The following is a 20,706-nucleotide window of genomic DNA, read 5'->3' as shown; positions in this document are numbered from 1 at the left end:
CCTGCTTGCTGGGCCGTGCCTCCACTCTCGCCGTCGGCCGTGGGTTCCGCCATCGGGCCCAGCACCCATCTTTCGCAGGTGAGCCATGTAGGAGAGGGCGGCTCAGCCGCGCCGGACCACCGCCGCGCCGAGCGGGGCGAGGGTGATCTGCCCGGAGAGGGCGGATCCGGTGAGCAGGTCCGTGCCGCCGCCGGCCAGCGGGACAGTGGCGGGCAGGTCGGGGCTTTGGTTGAGGAGGAAGACGTACTCCTGCCGCTCGTCCCCTCGTACGGTGCACTCCACGTGCGAGGGGACGCCGGCGAACGGATTACCCACCCCGGCGGCCCGTACCTCGTCGAGGAGGACGTCGTCGAAGGCCGTCTCCTCCAGGAGCGTGGCGAAGTAGACCACCCGGCCGGCGCCGAAGGAGTTCTCGACGACGGCGGCCCGGCCCGCCAGCAGGCCGTCGGTGTAGGTGGCCAGCGCCTTGCCGGTCTCCAGGTGGAGGTCGTCGCGCCACCAGCTCGACCGCGCGGTGCGCCCGCCGGCGAACTCGACGGTGAAGCGCTCGTCCGGCCTGGCCGGCCGGTATTCGTCGATCCTCGCGCCGATGAGCTGTCGGAACGCGCCCGGGTAGCCGTCCGGACGGACCCGGTTGCATTCGTCCACCACGCCGGAGAAGAACGACATGACGACGGTCCCGCCGCCCCGGGCGAACGCGATGATCGCCGCCGCGCCCGCGTCGTCGATCAGGTACGCGTTCGGCACCACCAGCACCTTGTACGGGGCCAGGTCGCTGCCGGTGGACACCACGTCGACCGGGTAGTGCTCGCGCCACAGCGGCGTGTAGTGCCGCATGACCGTGTCGACGTAGCCGAAGTCGTTGCGGGGCAGCCCGAACGTCTCCTCCAGCCCCTACCACCCGTCCAGTCGAACAGGACGGCGATGTCGGCGCGCATCCGAGTGCCCGCCACGGGGGAGAGGAGCTTCACCTCCCGGCCCAGGTCGACGATCTCGCGGAAGGTGCGGGAGCCAGGGCCGGAGTGGGGGAGCATCGCCGAGTGGAAGCGCTCGTGCCCGCCCCGGCCGGCCCGCCACTGGAAGAACATCACCGAGTCGGCCGCGCGGGCCAGCGCCTGCAGCGAGCCCAGCCGCATCCGGCCCGGCTCCTTGACGACGTTGAGCTTCCACTGGCTGACCGCGCTGGCCGCCTGCTCCATGAGCATCCACGGCTGCCCGCCCTTGAGCGAGCGGAACAGGTCGTACTGGAAGGCGGCCGAGACGTGCGCGTCCGGGTCGGCGGGGTCGGGGTAGATGTCGAGCGCGACCGCGTCCTGCTCCGGCGCCCACGACCAGTAGTCGGCGTTGCGGTAGAAGCGCATGAAGTTGGTCATCACCGGGATGTCGTCGGGTGGTCCAGGCCTCGTTGAGGGTGTCCAGGTCGCCGTAGCGGCGCTGGAGCCAGCGCCGGAAGTTCGCCGAGGCGGCCTCGTTGTAGGCGGTCGGGCCGTACTCGTTGCTGATGTGCCACATCGCCAGCGCCGGGTGGAAGGAGTAGCGCTCGGCGAGCTTGGTGGTGACGGCGGCCGCGTACCGGCGGTAGACCGGCGAGGAGGGATCGTAATGCAACCGGTTGCCGAAGCCGAACGGGTCCCCGTCGGCCATGATCGGGAAGACCTCGGGGTGTAGGTGGGTCAGCCAGACGGGCGGCGCGGCCGTGGGGGTGGCCAGGTTGACGCTGATGCCGTTGTCGTGCAGCAGGTCCATGACCTCGTCGAGCCAGCCGAACTCGTACCTGCCGGGCTCGGGTTCGAGTGAGGCCCAGGCGAAGACGCCGAGCGAGACCACGTTCACCCCGGCCTCGCGCATGAGCCGCATGTCCTCGCGCCACACGGCGGGGTCCCACTGCTCGGGGTTGTAGTCGCCGCCGAACGCCAGCCCGCCGACCCGGTTTCTGAATGCGGACATGCGAGACACGTTTACGCTCCCCGAGCCCTGAAGGCTGATAGCGCTAACAGCAGTGCTGGAAACGGAAAATGGTGTGAGAAAATATCGGCAGGGTTATCGGAAAATAGTTTGTGACCTTGCTGTGGCGTTACGGTAGGCTCCGCCTCGCGGGCCTGTCAACAGTCCGTGAGCGCATCAGGGGGTCCCGTTGCAACGAGCCACGCTGGCCGACATCGCGGCGACGGCCGGCGTCTCCGTGCCCACGGTCTCGAAGGTCCTGAGCGGCCGCAAGCATGTCTCCGCGGCCACCCGCGACAAGGTGCTGGAGGCGGCCAGGACCCACGGCTACGAGCCGGCCCGCCCGCCGAGCGCCTCCCGGACCGGGATGGTCGACCTGCTCATCGACGGCCTCGGCTCGTCCTGGGCGCAGGTCCTCGTCCGGGGCGCGGAGCAGGCGGCGGCGCGCTGGGGATTCTCCCTCGTGGTGACCTCGTCCGAGCGGTCCGACTTCGACCTGCGGCGCTGGACGGGCATCCTGCGCAAGCGCGGCACCGACGGGATCGTCCTGGTGCTGTCCAGGGCCGGCCATGACGAGATCGAGGCGATCAGAAACCTGCTGCACGTCCCGCTGGTGCTCCTGGACCCGGCCGGCGGGCGCGACCCGCGGCTGTCGGCCGTCGGCGCGACCAACTGGTCCGGCGGCGTCATGGCCACCACCCACCTGCTGGAGCTGGGGCACCGGCGGATCGGTTTCATCGGCGGCCCGCTCGACACCCAGTGCACGCTCGACCGCTACGAGGGATACCTCGCCGCGCACCGCACCTTCGGCATCACCCCCGACCCCGGGCTGACCCGCTACGGCGACTTCCGCGTCTCCGGCGGCAAGTCCGCCGGCGCCGAGCTGCTCGACCGCGCCGACCGGCCGAGCGCCATCTTCGCCGGCTCCGACCTGATGGCCGCCGGCGTCTACCAAGCCGCCGCCGACCGGGGCGTCCGCATCCCCGACGACCTGTCCATCGTCGGCTTCGACGACCTGCCGCAGTGCGAGATGATGACGCCGCCTCTCACCACCGTGCGCCAGCCGCTCGACGAGATGGCCAACGAGGCGATCCGCCTGGTCCACGAGAATCTCACCCATCCGCGCGCCGCCGGCACCCGCATCGAGCTCGCCACGACCCTCAACGTCAGGCACAGCACCGCCCCTCATTCCGGCTGACTCCGCGTCGGAAAATTTTTCCGGCAACAAAGCCGGATACAGGGCGTTACCGCAGCGTGTCCATTTCGCGTGACGTCGCTGTTGACTCCCTCTTGACACGCCTTACCGTGCCCTTTAGGTTTCGGAAACATTAACGGATTAACCGAAAGTTTCGGCAGCGTCCACTTTCGGGGTGACGCCGTCTCCGGGGCGAGAGGATGGCATGAGCGACCAGGCACCGATCGACATGAGAAGCGCCGGGACCGCGCCCTGGCGGGACCCCCGGCTGTCTCCCACCGAGCGGGCCGAACTGCTCGTGCCGCTCATGACGCTGGAGGAGAAGGTCAACCAGCTGGTCGGGATGTGGGTCGGCGCCGACGCCACGGGGGGCGGCGTCGCCCCGCTCCAGGCGGACATGGCCGGGGTGGATCACCGCGCGGTCATCCGGCACGGGCTGGGCCAGCTGACCCGCCCGTTCGGCACCAAGCCCATCGATCCCGTCGCGGGCGCGCACCGGCTGGCCACCACCCAGTCGGAGATCGTCGCCGCCGGCCGGTTCGCCATCCCCGCCCAGGTGCACGAGGAATGCCTGACCGGATTCGCCGCCTGGGGGGCCACCGTCTACCCGGCGCCGCTGAGCTGGGGGGCGTCCTTCGACCCCGAACTGATCGAGGAGATGGCCGGCCACATCGGCGCCTCGATGCGGGCCGCCGGCGTGCACCAGGGCCTGGCCCCGGTCCTCGACGTCACCCGCGACTACCGCTGGGGCCGCACCGAGGAGACGATCGGCGAGGACCCGTTCCTGGTGGGCACGGTCGGCGCCGGCTACGTGCGCGGCCTCGAGCGGGCCGGCATCGTGGCCACGCTCAAGCACTTCGCCGGCTACTCAGCCTCGCCCGGGGGCCGCAATTTCGCCCCGGTGCCGATGGGTCCCCGCGAGCTCGCGGACGTCATCCTGCCGCCCTTCGAGATGGCGCTGCGCCTGGGCGGCGCCCGCTCGGTGATGAACTCCTACGTCGAGATCGACGGTGCTCCGATGGCGGCCAGCGAGAGCCTGCTCACCGGGCTGCTGCGCGAGGAGTGGGGGTTCGCCGGCACGCTCGTCGCCGACTATTTCGCGGTCCGGTTCCTGCAGACCCAGCACGGCGTGGCCGCCGACGGGGGACACGCGGCGGGGCTCGCGCTGCGGGCCGGGATCGACGTCGAACTGCCCATGATCGACGCGTTCGGCGAGCCGCTCATCGAGGCGGTCAAGTCCGGCGCGGTCGACGAGGCGCTGATCGACCGCGCCCTGCACCGGGTGCTGACGCAGAAGGCCGAGCTCGGCCTGCTCGACGAGGACTGGCAGGCCCTTCCGGACGACGTCGACCGGCTCCGCCTCGACGACGAGACCGCCCGGGACCTCGCGCTGCGCCTGGCCCGGCAGGCCGTGGTCCTGCTCCGCGACACCGGCGGCGTCCTGCCGCTCGCCCCCGGCCGGCGGCCAGGCAGACGCATCGCCCTGGTCGGCCCGGGCGCCGACGACCCGATGGCGATGCTCGGCTGCTACGCCTTCCCTCTGCACGTCGGCCCGCATCCCGAGCACGGGCTCGGGGTGGAGATCCCGTCGCTGCGCGAGGCGCTCGCCACGTTCGTCCCCGATCTGGCCTACGTTCCCGGCTGCGACATCAGCGGTGACGACACCTCCGGCATCGAGGCGGCGGTGGCCGAGGCCGCGGCGAGCGACGTGTGCGTGCTCGCCGTCGGCGACCGGGCGGGCCTGTTCGGGCGCGGCACGTCCGGCGAGGGCTGCGACGCCACCGACCTGCGCCTGCCCGGCGTGCAGGCCGAGCTCGTGCGGGCCGTGCTCGCCACCGGCACCCCGGTGGTCCTGGTGCTGCTCGCCGGCCGGCCGTACGCGCTCGGGCCGGAGACGGACGCCGCCGCGGCTGTCGTCTACGGCTTCTTCCCCGGCCAGCGGGGCGGCCAGGCGCTGGCCGAGGTGCTCACCGGCGCGGTCAACCCGTCCGGGCGGCTGCCGGTCAGCGTGCCGCGCGACCCCGCCGGCGCGCCCGCCACCTACCTGTCGCCGATCCTGGGCCGGCGCTCGCAGGTGTCGACCGTCGACCCCACCCCCGCGTTCTCGTTCGGGCACGGCCTGAGCTACACCACCTTCGCGTGGGAGCGGGCCGAGGCGCTCGGCGGCGCCGACTGGCCCGTGGACGGCGAGACGGCCGTCGCCGTCACCGTGCGCAACACCGGCCCGCGGGCCGGCGTCGAGGTCGTCCAGCTCTACCTGCACGACCCCGTCGCGCAGGTCACGCGGCCGGTGGTCCGCCTGATCGGCTTCGCCCGCGTCCCGCTGGAGGCGGGTGAGGCCGCGCGGGTGACGTTCACCGTCCCGGCCGACCTCACCTCGTTCACCGGCGTGCACGGCAGGCGCGTGGTCGAGCCCGGCGACGTCGAGCTGCGCTTGGCCCGCTCCAGCGCGGAGCCGGTGGCGGCCCTGCCGCTCCGCCTGGTGGGCGAGGAACGCGAGATCGGTCACCAGCGGCGACTCCTGCCGGTGGTGAGCGTCGACCCCATCACGCGGGAGCACACATGAGCACCACCGAGACGATCAGTCAGGGTACCCGGGAACCACCGCCCCCTCCCCGCCCCCGCCCGCGTTCCGGCACGCGGGCTCCCCGCCGCACCTGGCGGCAGGCGCTGCGCCGTGACTGGCAGTTGTACTCGCTGGCGCTCCTGCCCTTGCTGTTCTTCCTGATCTTCCGGTACCTGCCGATGATCGGCAACGTCATCGCCTTCCGGAAGTTCGAGCCGGGCGGCAGCATCTTCGGCGAGGAGTGGGTGGGGCTGCGCTACGTGCGCATGTTCCTCGACGACCCCACGTTCTGGACCGTCTTCACCAACACGCTCACCCTCGGCGGGCTGACGCTGCTGTTCTGCTTCCCGCTGCCGATCGTGCTGGCGCTGCTGCTCAACGAGATCCGCACGCGGAGGCTGAAGCGGTTCCTGCAGTCGGTGTCCTACCTGCCGCACTTCCTGTCCATCGTCATCGTGGCCGGCATCGTCATGCAGATGACGGCCATCGACGGCCCGATCAACCAGATGCTGAAGCTGGTCGGCCAGGAGCCGACCCCCTTCCTGCAGAAGCCCGAGTGGTTCCGGGCGATCTTCGTCTCGTCCGAGATGTGGCAGACGGTCGGCTGGGGCACCATCCTCTACCTCGCCGCGCTGACCACGATCGACGACCAGTTGTACGAGGCGGCCCGGATCGACGGAGCCAACCGGTGGCGCCAGATCTGGCACGTCACCCTGCCGGGCATCCGGCCGACGGCGATCACGCTGCTGATCCTCAACATCGGCACCTTCATGGCCGTGGGCTTCGAGAAGGTCCTGCTGCTGTACAACCCGCTGACCTATCCGACCGCCGATGTGATCTCGACGTACCTGTACCGCATGGGCGTGGAGTCCAGCAACATGAGCTACGCCGCCGCGATCGGCCTGTTCGAGGCCCTGATCGGGGTGGTGCTGATCGGTTCGGCGAACCTGATCTCCCGCCGCACAGTAGGGACGAGCCTGTGGTGACGCTCAACCGGAGCCGGGGCTACCGGGTGTTCCAGGGAATCAACGCGGTGATCCTCACCGGCGTCGTGATCGTGACGCTCTACCCCTTCGTGAACATCATCGCCCGCTCGTTCAGCGAAGAGCGCTACATCGTCACCGGGCAGGTCAACCTCATCCCGCGCGGGTTCAACCTCACGACCTACAACATCGTGGTCTCGGACCCGATGTTCTGGACCAACTATCGCAACACCGTGGTGTACACGGTCGTCGCCACGGCCATCGCGATGCTGCTGACGACCTGTTACGCGTACGTGCTGTCCAAGAGGCACCTGAAGGGCCGTACGTTCCTGATCTGGGTGGCCGTCTTCACCATGATCTTCACCGGCGGCCTGATCCCCAACTATGTGCTGATCAACGGCATGGGGCTGACGAACTCCATCTGGGCCATCGTCCTGCCCAACGCGATCAGCGTCTTCAACCTCCTCGTCATGAAGGCGTTCTTCGAGAACCTGCCGACCGATCTGGAGGAGGCCGCCGCCATCGACGGCCTCAACACCTACGGCATCCTGTGGCGCATCGTGCTGCCGCTGTCGAAGGCGGTCATCGCCACGATGGTGCTGTTCTACGCGGTCTCGTTCTGGAACTCATGGTTCACGGCGTTCCTCTACCTGCACGAGACGGACCTGTTCCCGGTGACCATCTACCTGCGCAACCTCATCGCCGGAGCCACCGGCGCCGAGTCCGCCGGCGCCGTGACCTCGGAGGTGACGCAGGCCGCGGCCAACATCCAGTCGGTGACGATCATGCTCACCGTCCTGCCCATCCTGGCGGTCTATCCCTTCGTCCAGAGGTACTTCGTCTCCGGAGTCATGCTCGGGGCGGTCAAGGGCTAGGCCCGCCCCACGCCTCAACAACCCCCTGACCACGGCAAAGGAATCCCCCCATGCGTGAACTCTCACGGCGTCAGGCGATCATCGGACTCGGCGCGTTCACCTTCGTGCTCGCCGGCTGCGGTGGCGACGAGGCCCCGAAGAAGGCCGCCGACGTGTCCGCGAACAAGGCGGGCGCGATGGCCGACTACGGTGTCAACCAGCAGTTCAAGGCCACCGCGCCGGTCTCGTTCGACGCGCTCTACAACAACCACTCGTTCTACCCGCACAAGGACGACTGGCTGTTCTGGCAGGAACTCACCAAGCGGACCAACGTGACGATCAAGCCGGTGACGGTGCCGCTCAGCGACTACGAGAAGAAGCGCGGCCTGCTGGTGGGGTCCGGTCAGGCCCCGCTCATCATCCCGAAGACGTACCACCCGCAGGAGGAGGCGTTCGTGTCCTCCGGCGCCATCCTGCCGGTCAGCGACTACCTCGACCTGATGCCGAACTTCAAGGACAAGATCGCCAAGTGGGGGATGGAGCCGGAGCTGAACACGCTCCGGCAGGCCGACGGCCGCTTCTACCTGCTGCCCGGCCTCCACGAGAACGCCTGGGTCGACTACTCCCTGGCCATCAGGACCGACATCCTGGAGAAGCTCGGCCTGGAGGTCCCGACCACCTGGGACGAGCTCTACACCGTGCTCAAGGCGATGAAGGCGGAGTATCCCGACCGCTACCCGATGACCGACCGATGGGGCGTCCCCACCCCGGGCGGCAACCTGCTGAAGATCGTCGCCCAGGCCTACGGCACCAAGGGCGGCTGGGAGTATCAGCACGCGACCTGGGACGCGGCCACCGGCAAGTTCGCCTACACCGGCGCCATGCCGCAGTACAAGCAGATGATCGAGTATCTGCAGAAGCTGGTGAAGGAGGAGCTGCTCGACCCGGAGAGCTTCACGCAGCAGGACGAGCAGGCCAAGCAGAAGTTCAACTCCGGCAAGTCCTTCGTCATCAGCGCCAACGCGCAGGCGATCATCAACGACTACCGGACGACGCTGACCAAGACCGTCGAAGGCGCGAAGATCGTCAAAATCCCGGTGCCCATGGGCCCGGTCGGCGACTTCAAGATCGGCACCAGGCTGGAGAACGGCGTCATGATCTCCAAGAAGGCGCTGGAGAACGAGAACTTCGTCGCCATGATGCAGTTCATCGACTGGCTGTGGTACTCCGATCAGGGCCAGGAGTTCGCCAAGTGGGGTGTCGAGGGCACGACGTTCACCAAGGACTCCTCCGGCGCCTACAAGCTGGCCGACGACATCGACTTCCTCGGGCTCAACGCCGGGGCGCCCAAGCACCTGCAGAAGGACTTCGGCTTCTCCAACGGCGTGTTCGCCTACGGCGGCACCACCAAGCTGCTGCAGTCCACCTTCTCCGAGGAGGAGCTGGAGTTCCAGAACGTGATGAACGCCAGGAAGCCCTGGCCGGTGGAGCCGGCGCACCCCTTCACGGACGCCGAGCGCGAGCAGTCGTCGCTGTGGGAGACGCCCCTGAAGGACCACGTCACGCAGAACACGCTCAAGTTCATCCTCGGCGAGCGCGACCTGAGCGAGTGGGACGCCTACGTCAAGGAACTGGAGAGCAAGAACAGCGCCTCCTACCTGAACCTGGTCAACGGCGCGTACGAGCGGTTCAAGAAGGAGCACGGCTGACCGGTCCGCGGCTGGGAGTCCGCTGATGAGCGACATGACCGCCGGGCGGCGGTTCACCGAAGGCCCGCTGTCGCGCGCCGCCGCCCTGATCTACACGCTGCTGGTCGTCGAGCTGCTGTTCCTGGTCACCGCCGTGCCCGGCCTGGTGGCGCTCGTCCTGCTGGAGCGCGACGCCGGCAACCTGCCGCTGGCCGCGGTCTGCGCGCTGCCGGTCGGCCCGGCGTTGTCGGCCGCGCTGTACGCGCTGCACCACCGCCGCCTGGACCTGGCGGACCTGTCACCGGCGGCCGCGTTCTGGCGTGGCTACCGGGCCAACGTCCGCGACGTGCTGATGATCTGGGTGCCGTGGCTGGCCGGGCTGACCGTCGTCGGGATCAACCTCGCGAACCTGTCCGCCGCCGGGGTGCCCGGCTGGTGGGCGGGGTTGCTGGTCGCCGTCGCGGTGGTGGCCCTCCTCTGGGTCGCCAACGCGGTGGTGATCGCGTCGCTGTTCCGGTTCCGGGCGGTGGACGTCGCCCGGCTGGCCGCGTACTCGCTGGCCCGCTTTCCCATGGCCACGCTGGGCAACGGGTGCCTGGTGATCGTGGCGGGGGGCGTCACGCTGGTGGCCACCGAGGCGGCGCTGGCGCTGGTCGCGTTCGCGTTCGCGGCAGGGCTGCTGCGCAACAGCCGCCCGATGATCGCCGAGATCAAGGAGCGGTTCGTGGCGCCGCAGTAGAGCCGCAGGGGACAGCGGTGCCGCAGTGGATACGTGCCTCAGTAGATACGCCGGCCGTGCGCGTCGGGCACCCCTGACTTGCGCGAGAAGTAGGTGTTGATCTGGTCGCGCCACTCCTCGGCGGAGCGGAGCTGCTCGTCCAGCAGGTCCGCGACCCGGGCGTGCAGCTCCGGGTCCACCAGATCGGTGAGCTTCTGCCATAGCAGCCGCGTCTCGGCCGCCTGGTCGGCGCCGGCGAAGTGGGTGTCGTAGATGTGCTGGATGACGCTCGTGCCGCCGCGCAGCACGTGCCCGTACGGGACGTGGTGGAAGAACAGCAGCAGCTCGTCCGGGCACTCCTCGGCCGACTCGTACACCCGTGACCACGGCTCCGGGTACTGGCCGGTGAAGCCGGTGCCGGTGGCGCGCGTCCGGTCCACGCCGACGCCGTGGCGGTCGGCGAAGTGGTACGTGCCCCAGGGCGTGTACTCGTAGCCGTCCACGTCGGGGCCGTAGTGGTGCCCGGGGCGGACCATGAACCCGACGCCCAGCGGCGCGGTGTACCGCTCGTAGGTGAGCCAGGAGCCGTCCATCATGGCGTGCAGCGTGCCGCGCAGCCGCTCCGGATCGCCGGCCGCCGCGGGCGTGAAGGTGAGGTCGATCCACTCGTCGAGCAGGGCGGCCGGGTCGAGCCGGGGATCCCAGGCCAGCCGGCCGAAGGCGTACAGGTTGGCCTGCGCGAGCGGGTGGCCGGTCCAGTAGAAGTCGTCGCCCACGTTGGAGACGGCGACCAGCTCGTCCGCCAGCCCGGCCACGGCCGGGCCCTCGGGCCCGCGCGGCTCGAAGTCGAGCACCTCGCGCCACATCGGGGGCAGGTAGCACACGTGCCGCTGCTGGCCGGTGTACTCCTGCGTCACCTGCAGCTCCACCGCCACGCGGGTGCGCGGCATGGCGGCGATCACCGGCGACACCGGCTCGCGCACCTGGAAGTCCATCGGCCCGTGCTTGACCTGCAGGATCGCGTTCGCCCTGAACTGCCCGTCCAGCGGGGCGAAGTGGTCGTAGGCGGCGCGCGCCCGATCGGTGGAGCGGTCGCGCCAGTCCTGCCGATGGTCGTAGACGAAGGCGCGCCAGTGCACCACCCCGCCGAACGGGGCCAGCGCGTCGGCCAGCAGGTTGGCCCCCTCCGCGTGGCTACGCCCGTACGCGAACGGCCCTGGTTGCCCCTCGGAGTCCGCCTTGACCACGTAACCGCCGAAGTCCGGGATCGCGTCGTACACCCGCGCGGTGGCCGCGGCCCACCAGGCGCGCACGTCCTCGTCGAGCGGGTCGGCGCAGGCCAGCGCGCCGAGCACGATGGGCGCGGCGAAGTTCACCGACAGATGGGTACGGATCCCGTACGGACGCAGCTCGTCGGCGATCGCGGCGACGTCGCCGAGCCGGTCGGTCAGCAGGTGCGCCTCGGTGGCGTGCACGTTGACGTTGTTCACGGTGATCGCGTTCACCCCGGCGGCGGCCAGCAGCCGGGCGTAGGCGCGGACCCGGGTCAGGTCGCCGCGCGGGCCGCCGTCCTGCCAGAAGACGGACCCGCCCGCGTATCCGCGCTCGACCTGGCCCATGACCGGGTGCGTGTCGATGTTGTCCCAGTGGTCGAGCATGCGCCGCCGCAGCGCGGGCCGGTGCCGTTCGGCGGGCCGGGGGCCGCCGAACGCCGCCTCGCCCAGCCGGACCACGTGGAAGAGCCCGTACAGCAGCCCGGCGGGCCCACCGGCGAGCACCACCGTGACCTCGCCCCGCCGGGCGAGCAGGAACCCCTCGGCCCCGATCGGCCCCACGTCCTGCCCGGACTCCTCCCGTACGGCCTGGGCGGCGGCCGGCAGGTGCGCCTCGGTGGCGAGCGCGAGCACGAGATCGGCCTGACCGCCCGCCTGTCCGCCCGCCTGTCCGCCCCCGCTGGCGCTCGCCCGGTCGCCCGCCTGTCCGCTCGCCCGGTCGTCGGCCCGCCGCAGGAGGCTGCCGCCGAAACGCGCGCAGGCGTGAGCGACCTCGTCGCGGGCGGTCTCGACGAGGAGGCCGTCGCCGAGCACGAGGGTGCGCCGGGCGCCGATCGGCCGGAACGCCTCGGCGGGCAGCCAGGCCGCGTGCGCGCTGGTCGGTTCTGGAACGATCATGGGGGTCCTCCGGTCCGGCGCGCGGCGTCAGGCTCGGCGTGAACCTAACAGATACCGCTCCGATAGCTGTCGGCAGCCCGCCGAAAATTTCACTCACTCCCCTCTCTTGACACCGGCTGAGAGCTAACCTACAAATGAAGTTAGAGGTTAGCTCTCACCAGAGAAGCTCAGCTAGGGGGTACGAACCATGCTTCTCACGTCGATCGACCCGTTCCTGCAGGAGTTCGAGCGCCAGTTCAGCCAGCTGGCCCGTCAGTCCTTCGACACCGCCGCGGCCGTCATGCCGATGGACGGGCTGCGCCGCGACGACGACGTGGTCCTGCGTTTCGACCTTCCGGGTGTGAACCCCGCCTCCGTCGAGGTGACGGTCGACCGCGGCGTCCTCAGCGTCAGCGCCACGCGCGAGGAGGAGATCGGCGAGGACGAGCGGCTGTTCGTCCGCGAGCGCCCGATGGGCACCTTCACCAGGCGCGTCTACCTGTCGGAGCACCTCGACAGCGACAGGATCGACGCGGGCTACGCCGACGGCGTGCTGACCGTGCGGATTCCCGTCACGGAGCGCGCCAAGCCGCGCAAGGTCGAGATCCAGCGCGCCGGCACCGCCGGCGACGTCGGCACCACCAGTAGCAAGGCCATCAAGGCCTGACCCGGGCTCCGGGGGCGGGCGCCCCGGTTCCCGCCCCCGGACCTGAGGAGGTCACGATGTCCGAGCTGCCCTTCGACGACGAGCGCGCGCCGCTCTACTCCCTGGGGCAGGTGGCCGAGATGCTTCAGGTGCGGCAGGCCTTCCTGCGGCGCCTGGACCAGCACGACGTCATCAGCCCCAGCCGGTCGGCCGGCGGCCAGCGCCGCTACTCGCGCCAGGACGTCCTGGCCGTCCGGCACGTCACGCGGATGGCGGACGAGGGCATGACGCTCGTCGCCATCCGCCGCATTCTCGAGCTCGAGAGTGAGCTCCGTGTGCTCCGCGCCGAGCTCAAGGAGGTCCGGGCCCGGCTCACCGGCCAGGAGTGACCGCCGGCTCGTCGTTCCCGTCGAGCGCGGGTTCGGGCCGGTGGACGCCGCGCGGCCGGTAGCCGAGCGATTCGGCGACGCCGAGCAGGTCGGCGATGTACCACAGGGTCGCCAGCCACATCTCGGTGCCTTGCAGACCCGGCCGGTGGTCGCGATGCCGGGGACCGCTCAGCGGCGGATGCGCGAACGGGAATCCCTGACCGTCGACCCACTGCTCGATGATCGCCTCCACCTGCCCCGAAGCCCAGGCGGTCACCTCCTTCGCCCGGTGCGCGCTCTGTTGCCGGGCCAGCCAGAGCGGGTGCGCCACGTCCAGGACGTTGCACGCGGTGGTGCGGCCGGGCCCGAAGTGCCGCTCGTCGGCGGCGTGCGCCAGCACCGTGTCGATGACCCGCTCCGGATACGGCACCGGCAGCCCGAACTGCGCGAACGAGCCCCGTACCGCCCGGTAGTAGCCGTTGACCGCCTGTAGCAGCCCGTCGGCGGCGCGCGACGGGGACCACAGGCCGCTGTCCCGGTGGCAGCGCGCGAGCAGCCGGCCGAAGAGGGCGTCGAGGGCGGTGCGCGAGCCGGGGGCGGGGAAGTGACGGAGGTTCCACATCAGGGCGGTGCCCAGGGTGTCCACGGCCGCCCCCGCCGCCCAGCCGCCGCCCCGCCACGGCAGCCCGTCGAGCACGGCGGTGAGCTCGGCCGGCGACATCCGCCCGACCGCGCCGACGGGATGCTGAAAGCGGGAGCCGAGCAGGTCGAGGGCATAGCCGAGGCTGAGCACGTGATAGTGCGCCGTCCCGTCCTCGAACCCGGCGGGTGGCGGGCCGTGCGAGCCGGAGGCGTCCAGCGGCGGGGTCAGGCCGGTCACCGGATCCTGGTTCTGCCGGAGCCTGCGCACGTGCCCGGCCTTCGGCAGCTGTCCCGGGGGAGCGTCCGACAGCAGGTACGACAGCTCCACGGCGTCGGCGTGCGCCCGCAGGGTGGCGGGATCGCCGGGGGCGTTCACGTACCGGCCGGTGCGCGTCCCGTCGGCGGCGGTCGCGTCCGGCTCCCAGCTCCGTTCGATGATCGCGGCCGCCTGCTCCCTGGCCCTGGCCGCCAGCCCGGCCAGCGCGTGCGCGGCGCCCGCCCGGCGGGAGGCGTGGCGGCGGTCGCGGACGAAGCGGGCCGGGTTGCCGGCCACCACCGCCCAGGCGGGCACATCCCTGGTCACCACCGATCCCGCGCCGATCACCGCGTGGGAGCCCACCGTGACGCCGTCCACGATCACCACGTTCGAGCCGATCCAGACGTCGTCGCCGATGGTGATGCCGCGCTCGGTGAGCGGCTGGCGGTGGACGGGCCGGTCCGGCTCCATCGAATGGTTGAAGCCGAGAATCGACGTGTGCGCCCCGACGCGGACGCCGTTCCCCATGGTCACCGAGCCGCGCACCACGGCGAAGGCGTTCACGCTGCAGTCGTCGCCCGCGTGGAAGTCGCCCGTGACGTAGGCGTGCGCCGCGATGTAGGAGTCGTCGCCCATCCGCAGGCTGGTCGGCTGCACCATGGCCAGCTCGGAGATGAAGACCCGCGCGCCGATCGAGCCGCCCGGCAGCTCGGCGAGGGCTGCCTGCCGGTCGAGCTGGGCCTCGCGCCGCTCCTCGGTCGCCTCCCGCCAGAACAGCCAGGCGTTGTAGTCCAGCATGTTGGGGTCGTGGCTCGACGGTTCCACGTCGGCGCCGGATGCCGTGGTCATACGCACTCCTCAGGACGGCGAGGCCGGGGGGCCTCATGGGAACGGGCTCAGGCGGGTGGGACGCCGAGCGCCAGCAGGGCGGTGTCGTCGTCGAGGCCCGCGCCGAAGCTCTCGATCAGGCGGGTGGCGGCCTCGATCGTGGCGGCGGCCGAGGCGGGGGCCACCCGCTCGGCGAAGGCCAGCAGCGCCTCGTCGCCGTAGCGCCCGTCGCCGGTGTAGGTACGGGCCTCGGTGATCCCGTCGGTGTAGAGCAGGAGGGTGTCGCCGGGCCCCAGCCGGGCCTCGACGACCACGAACGACGGCGACGGCAGCAGCCCGACGGGCATGCCGCCGGTGGTGGGCAGGTAGCCGGCCCGGCCGCCGGCGCGCAGCAGCAGCGCCGGGGGATGTCCGCCGCTGGCCAGGGTGACGGAGAAGCCGTCACGATCGGCGGCGAGGATGCCGACGACGACCGTGCAGTAGCGCGAGCTGTCACCGGTGTAACGTTCCTGCAGGGCGGTGTGGAGCGTGCCGAGCATGCTGATCGGCTCCGGGTCGTGCAGGGCGGCGGCGCGCAGCGTCGAACGGGTCAGCGAGGTCACCGCCGCGGCCTCCGGCCCCTTGCCGCACACGTCGCCGAGGAAGAAGCACCAGCGCCCGCCGCCCAGCGGGAACAGGTCGTAGAAGTCGCCGCTCAGGTTGTCCTGAGAGGCCGCGTGGTAGGCGGCGACGGCCTCCAGGCCGGGGACCTCGGGCAGGGAGGGCGGAAGCAGGCTGCGCTGCAGCGTGCCGAGCACGCTCTTCAGCCGTTCGCGGTCGCGCTCGGCGATCCGCCACGCCTCCTCCGCCTCGTGGCGGGCGCGCAGCAGCTCACTCTCGTACGCCCGGCGGTCACGGGCGTCGAAGACCGTGGTGCGGATGATCAGCTGGCGGCCGTCGCCCGCGGTCTTCACCACGGAGGTGACCAGCACGGGCAGCCGGGTGCCGTTGGCGGTCCGCACCTCGAGCGCGATCCCGCTGATCTCGCCCTGCATGCGCAGCAGCGGCGCGATGTGGGTCTCGTGGTAGAGCTTGCCGCCCACGGTGAGCAGGTCGGGCAGGCGCATCCGGCCGACGACCTCGTCGCGGGTGTGGCCGAGCCAGTTCAGCAGCGTCTTGTTGATCTTGACGATCGTGCCGTCCAGGAGTGTGGACAGATAGCCGCAGGGGGCGTTCTCGTACAGGTCCTCGGCGCTGTCCTCCAGCAGGCCGTCCTGCCCGGGCTCGGGCTCGGCGCCGGGGTCGGGCCGGTCGTTCATCGCCGGTCGCGGGCGAAGGAGGCGATGGCCGCGGCGGTGATCTCGGGAGCGCTCAGCTGCGGGCAGTGGCCGACCGCGTCCAGGGTGACGATCCGGCTGCCGGGGATCGCGGCGTGCACGTACGCGCCCACCTCGGGCGGCGCGATCGCGTCCTGCTTGCACTCCAGGATCAGCGTCGGCAGCCGTACCGACGCGAGATCCTCGCGGTTGTCGGACAGGAACGTGGTGCGGGCGAACACCCGGGCGATCGCCGGGTCGGTGCGGCAGAAGCTGTTGGTCAGCTCCTCGCCCAGCTCGGGCCGGTCCGGGTTGCCCATGATGATCGGCGCCATGGTGGCGGACCAGCCCAGATAGTTGGACTCCAGGGAGTCGAGCAACTCGTGGATGTCGGCGGCGCTGAAGCCGCCCCGGTAGTCGCCCTCGTCGATGTAGCGGGGCGAGGGGACGAGCAGCACCAGCTTGCCGAACCGGCCGGGCTCGCGCGCCGCCGCCAGCACGCCGACCATGGCGCTGACCGAGTGGCCGACGAACACCACGTCCCGCAGGTCCAGCTCGCGGCAGATGTCCAGCACGTCGTCGGCGTAGCCGTCCAGCGACGCGTAGCGCTCCTCCCGCCACGCCGACACGTCCGAACGCCCGGAGCCGACGTAGTCGAACAGGACGACCTCGAACTCCTCGCCCAGCGCGGGCGCCACCAGCCGCCAGAGGTTCTGGTCGCAGCCGAACCCGTGGGCCAGCATCACCACCGGCGCGCCGGGCCGCCCGGTGACCACGACGTTGTTCCGGATGCGCACCTCCGTACCGGATATTCCCATACCGGACATTGTGTCATTCGGGTCTCAGCGGGTTCGCGACCGGCGTACCGGCTCAGGCCCTGTCGCGGGCATCGTCAGCCGGCTCGTGGTCCGGCCGGCGCCGTCGACGTAGTCGAACGCGCTGACCGGATAGCGGACGTCGAGCAGCCGGGGGAGCAAGCCCATCCGCTCGGCGACCTGGTGGCCGGGGCCGAAGAAGTCGATCAGGTAGCCGCTCTCGCGGAATGCGGGCGCGCGCTCGACCAGCTCCACCTCCCAACCGGCGCGCTCCAGATGCCAGGCGAGCGTCAGCCCCGAGATCCCCGAGCCGCAGATGAGCGCCCTCATGCGTCCGCCCGGACGAACAGCGCGCGCAGCGGCCCGGCCAGCGTGGCGAGGTCGAGGCCGGGGTCGAGGGCGTGGTGCAGCATGATGCCGTCCACCGCCGCGGCGAGCACGGTCGCCTCCGCCATGGCGTCACCCGGATGGCCCCGCTCGCGCAGCCAGGACGCCATCTCGGCGCGGAAGCGGGCGAGCAGCTCGTTGAGCCGGGCCCGCAGCTCCGGCTGCCTGGTGGAGGCCAGGTACATCTCCACGATGAGCAGCGAGGCCGGGTCGGTGCCGCTGGAGCGGGACAGCTCGCCGAGCATCCAGTCGACTCCCTCGCCGATCGTGGGCCGGCTCGACAGCTCCTTCAGGAACTCCTCGAACATCACGCTGGTGAAGCCGATCCCGGCCTCGATGAGCAGGCCGGTCACCGACGAGAAGTGGTAGTGCACCACGCCCGGCGCGACCCCGGCCCGCTCGGCCACCAGGCGCGTGCTCACGCCGCCCCAGCCGACTTCGTTGATCAGTGGAACGGCCGCGTCGAGCAGCCGCTGCCGGGTGGTCCGGCCACGCTGGGCGGAAACAGATGCCATGCCGCCTCCTTTGGACGAACGACTTGGGCAACTGTCCAAACAGTACGGCATGCGGTGGCCCCGGTCACCCTGGCCGGGGGCTCAGGCGGGGATGCGGCGGAGCAGGAGCATCGCCGCGTCGTCGAGCAACGGCCCGCCGACGTGCCGGACCAGGTCGCCCCGCAGGGAGTCCAGCGCCGCCTGCGGGTCGCCGCCCATCAGCAGCCCGGCCCGCTCGGTCAGGGGGTAGAACTCGCCGGCGGTGTTCCGCGCCTCGATGACCCCGTCGGTGAACAGCAGGATCTGGTCCCCGTTCTCGAACATCACCCGGTGCGCCTTCGGCCGGTCGGCGGCCAGCGAGCCGAGTCCGAGCGGCAGCCCCTCGTGCGGGGGGTCCAGCGGCGTGATCCGCCCGTCGGAGCTGATCAGCAGCGGCGCCGGATGACCGCAGTTGAACAGCGAGATCTCCGACCGGTGCACCTCGGCCAGGATCGCGGTGACGAACATCTCGCCGCTCAGATGCCGCGCGAGGCTCGCCTCCAGCCGCTCGCCCACCTCCGACAGCTCCGCCTCGTCGTAGGCGGCCTCGCGGAAGGCGCCGAGCACCCAGGCCGCCGTCTCCACCGCCTCCAGCCCCTTGCCCTGCACGTCCCCGATGAGCAGCCGTACCCCGTGCGGTGTGGTGACGACCTCGTAGAGGTCGCCGCCGATCCGCGCCTCGGCGGCGGCGGAGGTGTAGGACAGCGCCACCCGCAGGTCGGCGGCCCGCCGGGGAACCGGGCGCAGCAGGACGCGCTGGGCCGCCTCCGCGACGAGCCGGACGTTGGCCAGCTCCCGCTCACGCTTGAGCCGCAGATGGGCGGCCAGCATGCTCGCGGCGGTCACGCCGACGATCGTGACGATGGTGATGGTGTTCTGCCGCTTCAGCAGCAGGCCGTTGTAGTAGGCCAGGGGAACGCAGATGACGATCGCCACCAGCCCCACCATCGCGGTCCGCCGGACGCCGCCGGACACCGACGCGAACGTCGGGCCGAGCGTGAGGAGCGGCAGGAAGCCGAGCGACGGCCCGGCGAGTAAGTCGATCACGGCCACCGCGAACAGCACGACGAACGGCAGCCACCGCAGCGCCCCCCGCGACGTCACCGGACGCGTCCGCAGGCGGCCCGCGTCGCCTTCTCCCGCGCTTGCAGCACTATCCCCCCACACGACCAGGAACTCACGAGCCATGGAAACATCAACGCTTCGCAAGATTCAACCATGACGCGCCCCGGCCGTGGTCGCCCCTCGACGGGGCTGACGCCGCGCGCCCGCACCGGGCGCGCGGCATGCCGTCAGCGAGCCTCATGCCGCTGACGGCAGGGCATGCAGTGGCGGGTCAACGGCCTGATCTTCAGCCGCTCGAACGGGATCGACGAGTCGCAGTCGACGCATCGGCCGTAGGAGCGGTCCGCCAGCCGCTCCAGGCTCTTGTTGATGTCGGTGATCATCCGCTCGGTGGCGGCCAGGTCGGCGAGCACGCTCTGCCGTGACCCGTCGTCCGTTCCGCCGCTGTCCACCAGTGCCCTGAGCTCGTCGAGCCGCGAGGTGCGCCAGATGAGCTGCGCCCGGAGGTGCTCGGTGATGGCCTGGACCTGGGTGTCGCTGATCATGGTGAACTCGTCGTGCTGAGTCATGGGTGTTTCCTTCGTGAAGTCGTGGCACGGCTGACAGGCCGTCCAAAGGTGATCGCCCGCAGGGCGTCGGAGCCGTGCGGGGCGGGTGCATGTGGTGTTACGCCGGGTGCCGTCTCGTTCGACGGGCGCCGCCCGTCACCAGCCGCCCGTCACCAGCCGCCCGTCATCAGCCGCCGGTCAGGACGCGTGCCTGAGCGGACGCCGGGGTCCGGAGCCCGAATTCGTCGATGGTCGGTCGATGGTCAGTGGGTGGCGATGGCCGTCGACAAGGACCGGGGCATGCGCAGGACGACCGTGGCCCGGCGGGTGAGGCCGGGCGCGCGGTCGTCACCGATCAAGCCGCGGTCCCCGTTCGCTCCGCGCTACCTGCTCGTCCCGCACTACCTGTTCGTCCGGTACTTCCTGCTCGCTCCGCGCCGCGGCAGCCGGCGCAGAGCTGCTCCTGTGGAGCGCGCAGCAGGACCTCGTACGGGATGAAGGCGCTGCACCGGCGGCAGGTGCCGTACAGGCCGCGGTCCATCCGCTCCAGCGCCGCCTCGATCGCGGCGACCTGCTCCCTGGCCGGCTCCGCCGCGCTCGGCAGCGCGATCCCGGCCAGCACGTCACGGGCCGCGGTGAGCCGCTCCTCCAGCAGCTCCCGCAGCTCCTCCAGGCGTGCCAGGTGGTGGTCGTAGTCCTGCATGAATGTCTGCAATGAAGCCATGAGTCATCGCTCCCAGCCTGAGGAATCCGGCGCTGCCCGCGAGGCGGATACGCCGATGAGCCCCGGTGCCGTTGGGCGCGTCGCGGCGCCCGCGTGAGCCTCGTGGAGGGCGGCAAGGGGGAAGGACGGGGACCTTCAGGCGGTCGGCGGACTGCGCGAGCCCGCAGCCCGGTGCCCGGGCTGCTGAGGGCCGCGGATGCTCGCCGAGCCGGCCTCGGACCAGGCCAGGGCCGGCCGCACGGAGGCGGGCGGGGAGTCGTGGCGGGGCAGCCCCAGGCGGGGCAGGTGCTCAGGGCCCCTGAACGGCTGCAACGGCAAGGTGGACAGCGCGGAGACCTCGGAGCCCGGCGTCATCACGCCGGCGGCGCTGGAGCGCTCGATGCCGCCGCCCGCCCAGGTGGGGGCGGAAGCGGCCATGACCAGGGCAAGCAGCAGCAGGACCGCCACCGCTCGGAAAGCGGCGGAGTCACGGGAAGTGCCCCAGGTCGCCATGAGGCCGAC

General features: G+C 71.1%; 20 protein-coding genes and 1 pseudogene. 8 read left to right on the top strand and 13 right to left on the bottom strand.

Annotated elements, in window-relative coordinates; genetic code table 11:
- Positions 1-102: 102 nt before the first annotated feature.
- The 3 genes and pseudogenes from ACTMTF_RS32615 to ACTMTF_RS32605 form a co-directional block, all read right to left on the bottom strand.
- Positions 103-837, bottom strand: a complete 735-nt coding sequence (locus ACTMTF_RS32615; protein WP_441114128.1) for a beta-galactosidase — start codon at positions 835-837, stop codon at positions 103-105.
- Positions 729-1,373 carry a beta-galactosidase gene (locus ACTMTF_RS32610; RefSeq protein ID WP_441114127.1) on the bottom strand — a complete coding sequence of 215 codons (645 nt, stop codon included), beginning with the start codon at positions 1,371-1,373 and terminating at the stop codon, positions 729-731. Before ACTMTF_RS32610 ends, ACTMTF_RS32615 begins: the two co-directional genes overlap by 109 nt.
- A gap of 28 nt (positions 1,374-1,401) precedes the next feature.
- Positions 1,402-1,947: pseudogene (locus ACTMTF_RS32605) on the bottom strand (beta-galactosidase); the annotation flags it as partial.
- A gap of 187 nt (positions 1,948-2,134) precedes the next feature.
- On the opposite strand from ACTMTF_RS32605, the gene ACTMTF_RS32600 reads away from it, so the two are divergent.
- The 6 genes from ACTMTF_RS32600 (at position 2,135) to ACTMTF_RS32575 (ending at position 9,969) form a co-directional block, all read left to right on the top strand.
- Positions 2,135-3,142 carry a LacI family DNA-binding transcriptional regulator gene (locus tag ACTMTF_RS32600; protein WP_441114126.1) on the top strand — a complete coding sequence of 336 codons (1,008 nt, stop codon included), beginning with the start codon at positions 2,135-2,137 and terminating at the stop codon, positions 3,140-3,142.
- 202 nt (positions 3,143-3,344) lie between these two features.
- Positions 3,345-5,705 carry a glycoside hydrolase family 3 N-terminal domain-containing protein gene (locus tag ACTMTF_RS32595; RefSeq protein WP_441114125.1) on the top strand — a complete coding sequence of 787 codons (2,361 nt, stop codon included), beginning with the start codon at positions 3,345-3,347 and terminating at the stop codon, positions 5,703-5,705.
- Positions 5,702-6,691, top strand: a complete 990-nt coding sequence (locus ACTMTF_RS32590; RefSeq protein ID WP_441114124.1) for an ABC transporter permease — start codon at positions 5,702-5,704, stop codon at positions 6,689-6,691. The genes ACTMTF_RS32595 and ACTMTF_RS32590 overlap by 4 nt, the downstream gene beginning before the upstream one ends.
- On the top strand, positions 6,688-7,563 hold the full coding sequence (locus ACTMTF_RS32585) for a carbohydrate ABC transporter permease (RefSeq protein ID WP_441114123.1): 876 nt from the start codon (positions 6,688-6,690) through the stop codon (positions 7,561-7,563). The genes ACTMTF_RS32590 and ACTMTF_RS32585 overlap by 4 nt, the downstream gene beginning before the upstream one ends.
- A 50-nt stretch (positions 7,564-7,613) precedes the next feature.
- Positions 7,614-9,251: an ABC transporter substrate-binding protein gene (locus ACTMTF_RS32580; RefSeq protein WP_441114122.1), complete on the top strand. Its 1,638-nt coding sequence runs from the start codon at positions 7,614-7,616 to the stop codon at positions 9,249-9,251.
- Positions 9,252-9,276: 25 nt separating this feature from the next.
- Positions 9,277-9,969, top strand: coding sequence for a hypothetical protein (locus ACTMTF_RS32575; RefSeq protein ID WP_441114121.1), 693 nt, complete (start codon positions 9,277-9,279; stop codon positions 9,967-9,969).
- 38 nt (positions 9,970-10,007) lie between these two features.
- Here ACTMTF_RS32575 and ACTMTF_RS32570 read toward each other — a convergent pair whose 3' ends face one another.
- Positions 10,008-12,119 (bottom strand): alpha-glucuronidase, encoded by a 2,112-nt coding sequence (locus ACTMTF_RS32570; RefSeq protein ID WP_441114120.1) that lies wholly within the window; start codon positions 12,117-12,119, stop codon positions 10,008-10,010.
- Between the two features lie 187 nt (positions 12,120-12,306).
- On the opposite strand from ACTMTF_RS32570, the gene ACTMTF_RS32565 reads away from it, so the two are divergent.
- Both ACTMTF_RS32565 and ACTMTF_RS32560 read left to right on the top strand, forming a co-directional pair.
- Positions 12,307-12,765: an Hsp20/alpha crystallin family protein gene (locus ACTMTF_RS32565; protein WP_441114119.1), complete on the top strand. Its 459-nt coding sequence runs from the start codon at positions 12,307-12,309 to the stop codon at positions 12,763-12,765.
- Positions 12,766-12,821: 56 nt separating this feature from the next.
- Complete coding sequence (locus tag ACTMTF_RS32560) at positions 12,822-13,133, top strand: MerR family transcriptional regulator (RefSeq protein ID WP_397014754.1); 312 nt, start codon at positions 12,822-12,824, stop codon at positions 13,131-13,133.
- Here the strand turns inward: ACTMTF_RS32560 and ACTMTF_RS32555 are convergent.
- The 9 genes from ACTMTF_RS32555 to ACTMTF_RS32515 form a co-directional block, all read right to left on the bottom strand.
- Entirely contained in the window at positions 13,117-14,859 is a 1,743-nt protein-coding gene (locus ACTMTF_RS32555) for an acyltransferase (protein WP_441114118.1), read from the bottom strand. The genes ACTMTF_RS32560 and ACTMTF_RS32555 overlap by 17 nt on opposite strands.
- Before the next feature lie 47 nt (positions 14,860-14,906).
- On the bottom strand, positions 14,907-16,136 hold the full coding sequence (locus tag ACTMTF_RS32550; RefSeq protein ID WP_441114117.1) for a SpoIIE family protein phosphatase: 1,230 nt from the start codon (positions 16,134-16,136) through the stop codon (positions 14,907-14,909).
- Positions 16,133-16,951, bottom strand: a complete 819-nt coding sequence (locus ACTMTF_RS32545) for an alpha/beta fold hydrolase (protein WP_441114116.1) — start codon at positions 16,949-16,951, stop codon at positions 16,133-16,135. Before ACTMTF_RS32545 ends, ACTMTF_RS32550 begins: the two co-directional genes overlap by 4 nt.
- Positions 16,952-16,975: 24 nt before the next feature.
- Positions 16,976-17,278, bottom strand: a complete 303-nt coding sequence (locus tag ACTMTF_RS32540) for an FAD-dependent oxidoreductase (RefSeq protein WP_441114115.1) — start codon at positions 17,276-17,278, stop codon at positions 16,976-16,978.
- The gene (locus ACTMTF_RS32535) at positions 17,275-17,850 is read right to left on the bottom strand and encodes a TetR/AcrR family transcriptional regulator (protein WP_441114114.1); all 576 of its coding nucleotides are present in this window, start codon (positions 17,848-17,850) and stop codon (positions 17,275-17,277) included. The genes ACTMTF_RS32540 and ACTMTF_RS32535 overlap by 4 nt, the downstream gene beginning before the upstream one ends.
- 81 nt (positions 17,851-17,931) lie before the next feature.
- Complete coding sequence (locus ACTMTF_RS32530) at positions 17,932-19,056, bottom strand: PP2C family protein-serine/threonine phosphatase (protein ID WP_441114113.1); 1,125 nt, start codon at positions 19,054-19,056, stop codon at positions 17,932-17,934.
- 104 nt (positions 19,057-19,160) lie between these two features.
- Positions 19,161-19,502: a TraR/DksA family transcriptional regulator gene (locus ACTMTF_RS32525; protein WP_441114112.1), complete on the bottom strand. Its 342-nt coding sequence runs from the start codon at positions 19,500-19,502 to the stop codon at positions 19,161-19,163.
- 334 nt (positions 19,503-19,836) lie between these two features.
- Positions 19,837-20,205: a TraR/DksA family transcriptional regulator gene (locus ACTMTF_RS32520; RefSeq protein WP_441114111.1), complete on the bottom strand. Its 369-nt coding sequence runs from the start codon at positions 20,203-20,205 to the stop codon at positions 19,837-19,839.
- A 135-nt stretch (positions 20,206-20,340) separates the two neighbouring features.
- Positions 20,341-20,697 carry a hypothetical protein gene (locus tag ACTMTF_RS32515; protein ID WP_441114110.1) on the bottom strand — a complete coding sequence of 119 codons (357 nt, stop codon included), beginning with the start codon at positions 20,695-20,697 and terminating at the stop codon, positions 20,341-20,343.
- Positions 20,698-20,706: the final 9 nt, after the last annotated feature.

This window comes from Nonomuraea sp. ZG12 (assembly GCF_052068115.1).
Lineage (GTDB): Bacteria > Actinomycetota > Actinomycetes > Streptosporangiales > Streptosporangiaceae > Nonomuraea.
The sequence above is the reverse complement of the archived record's forward strand: the minus strand, read 5'-3'. Positions and strand labels throughout refer to the sequence as shown.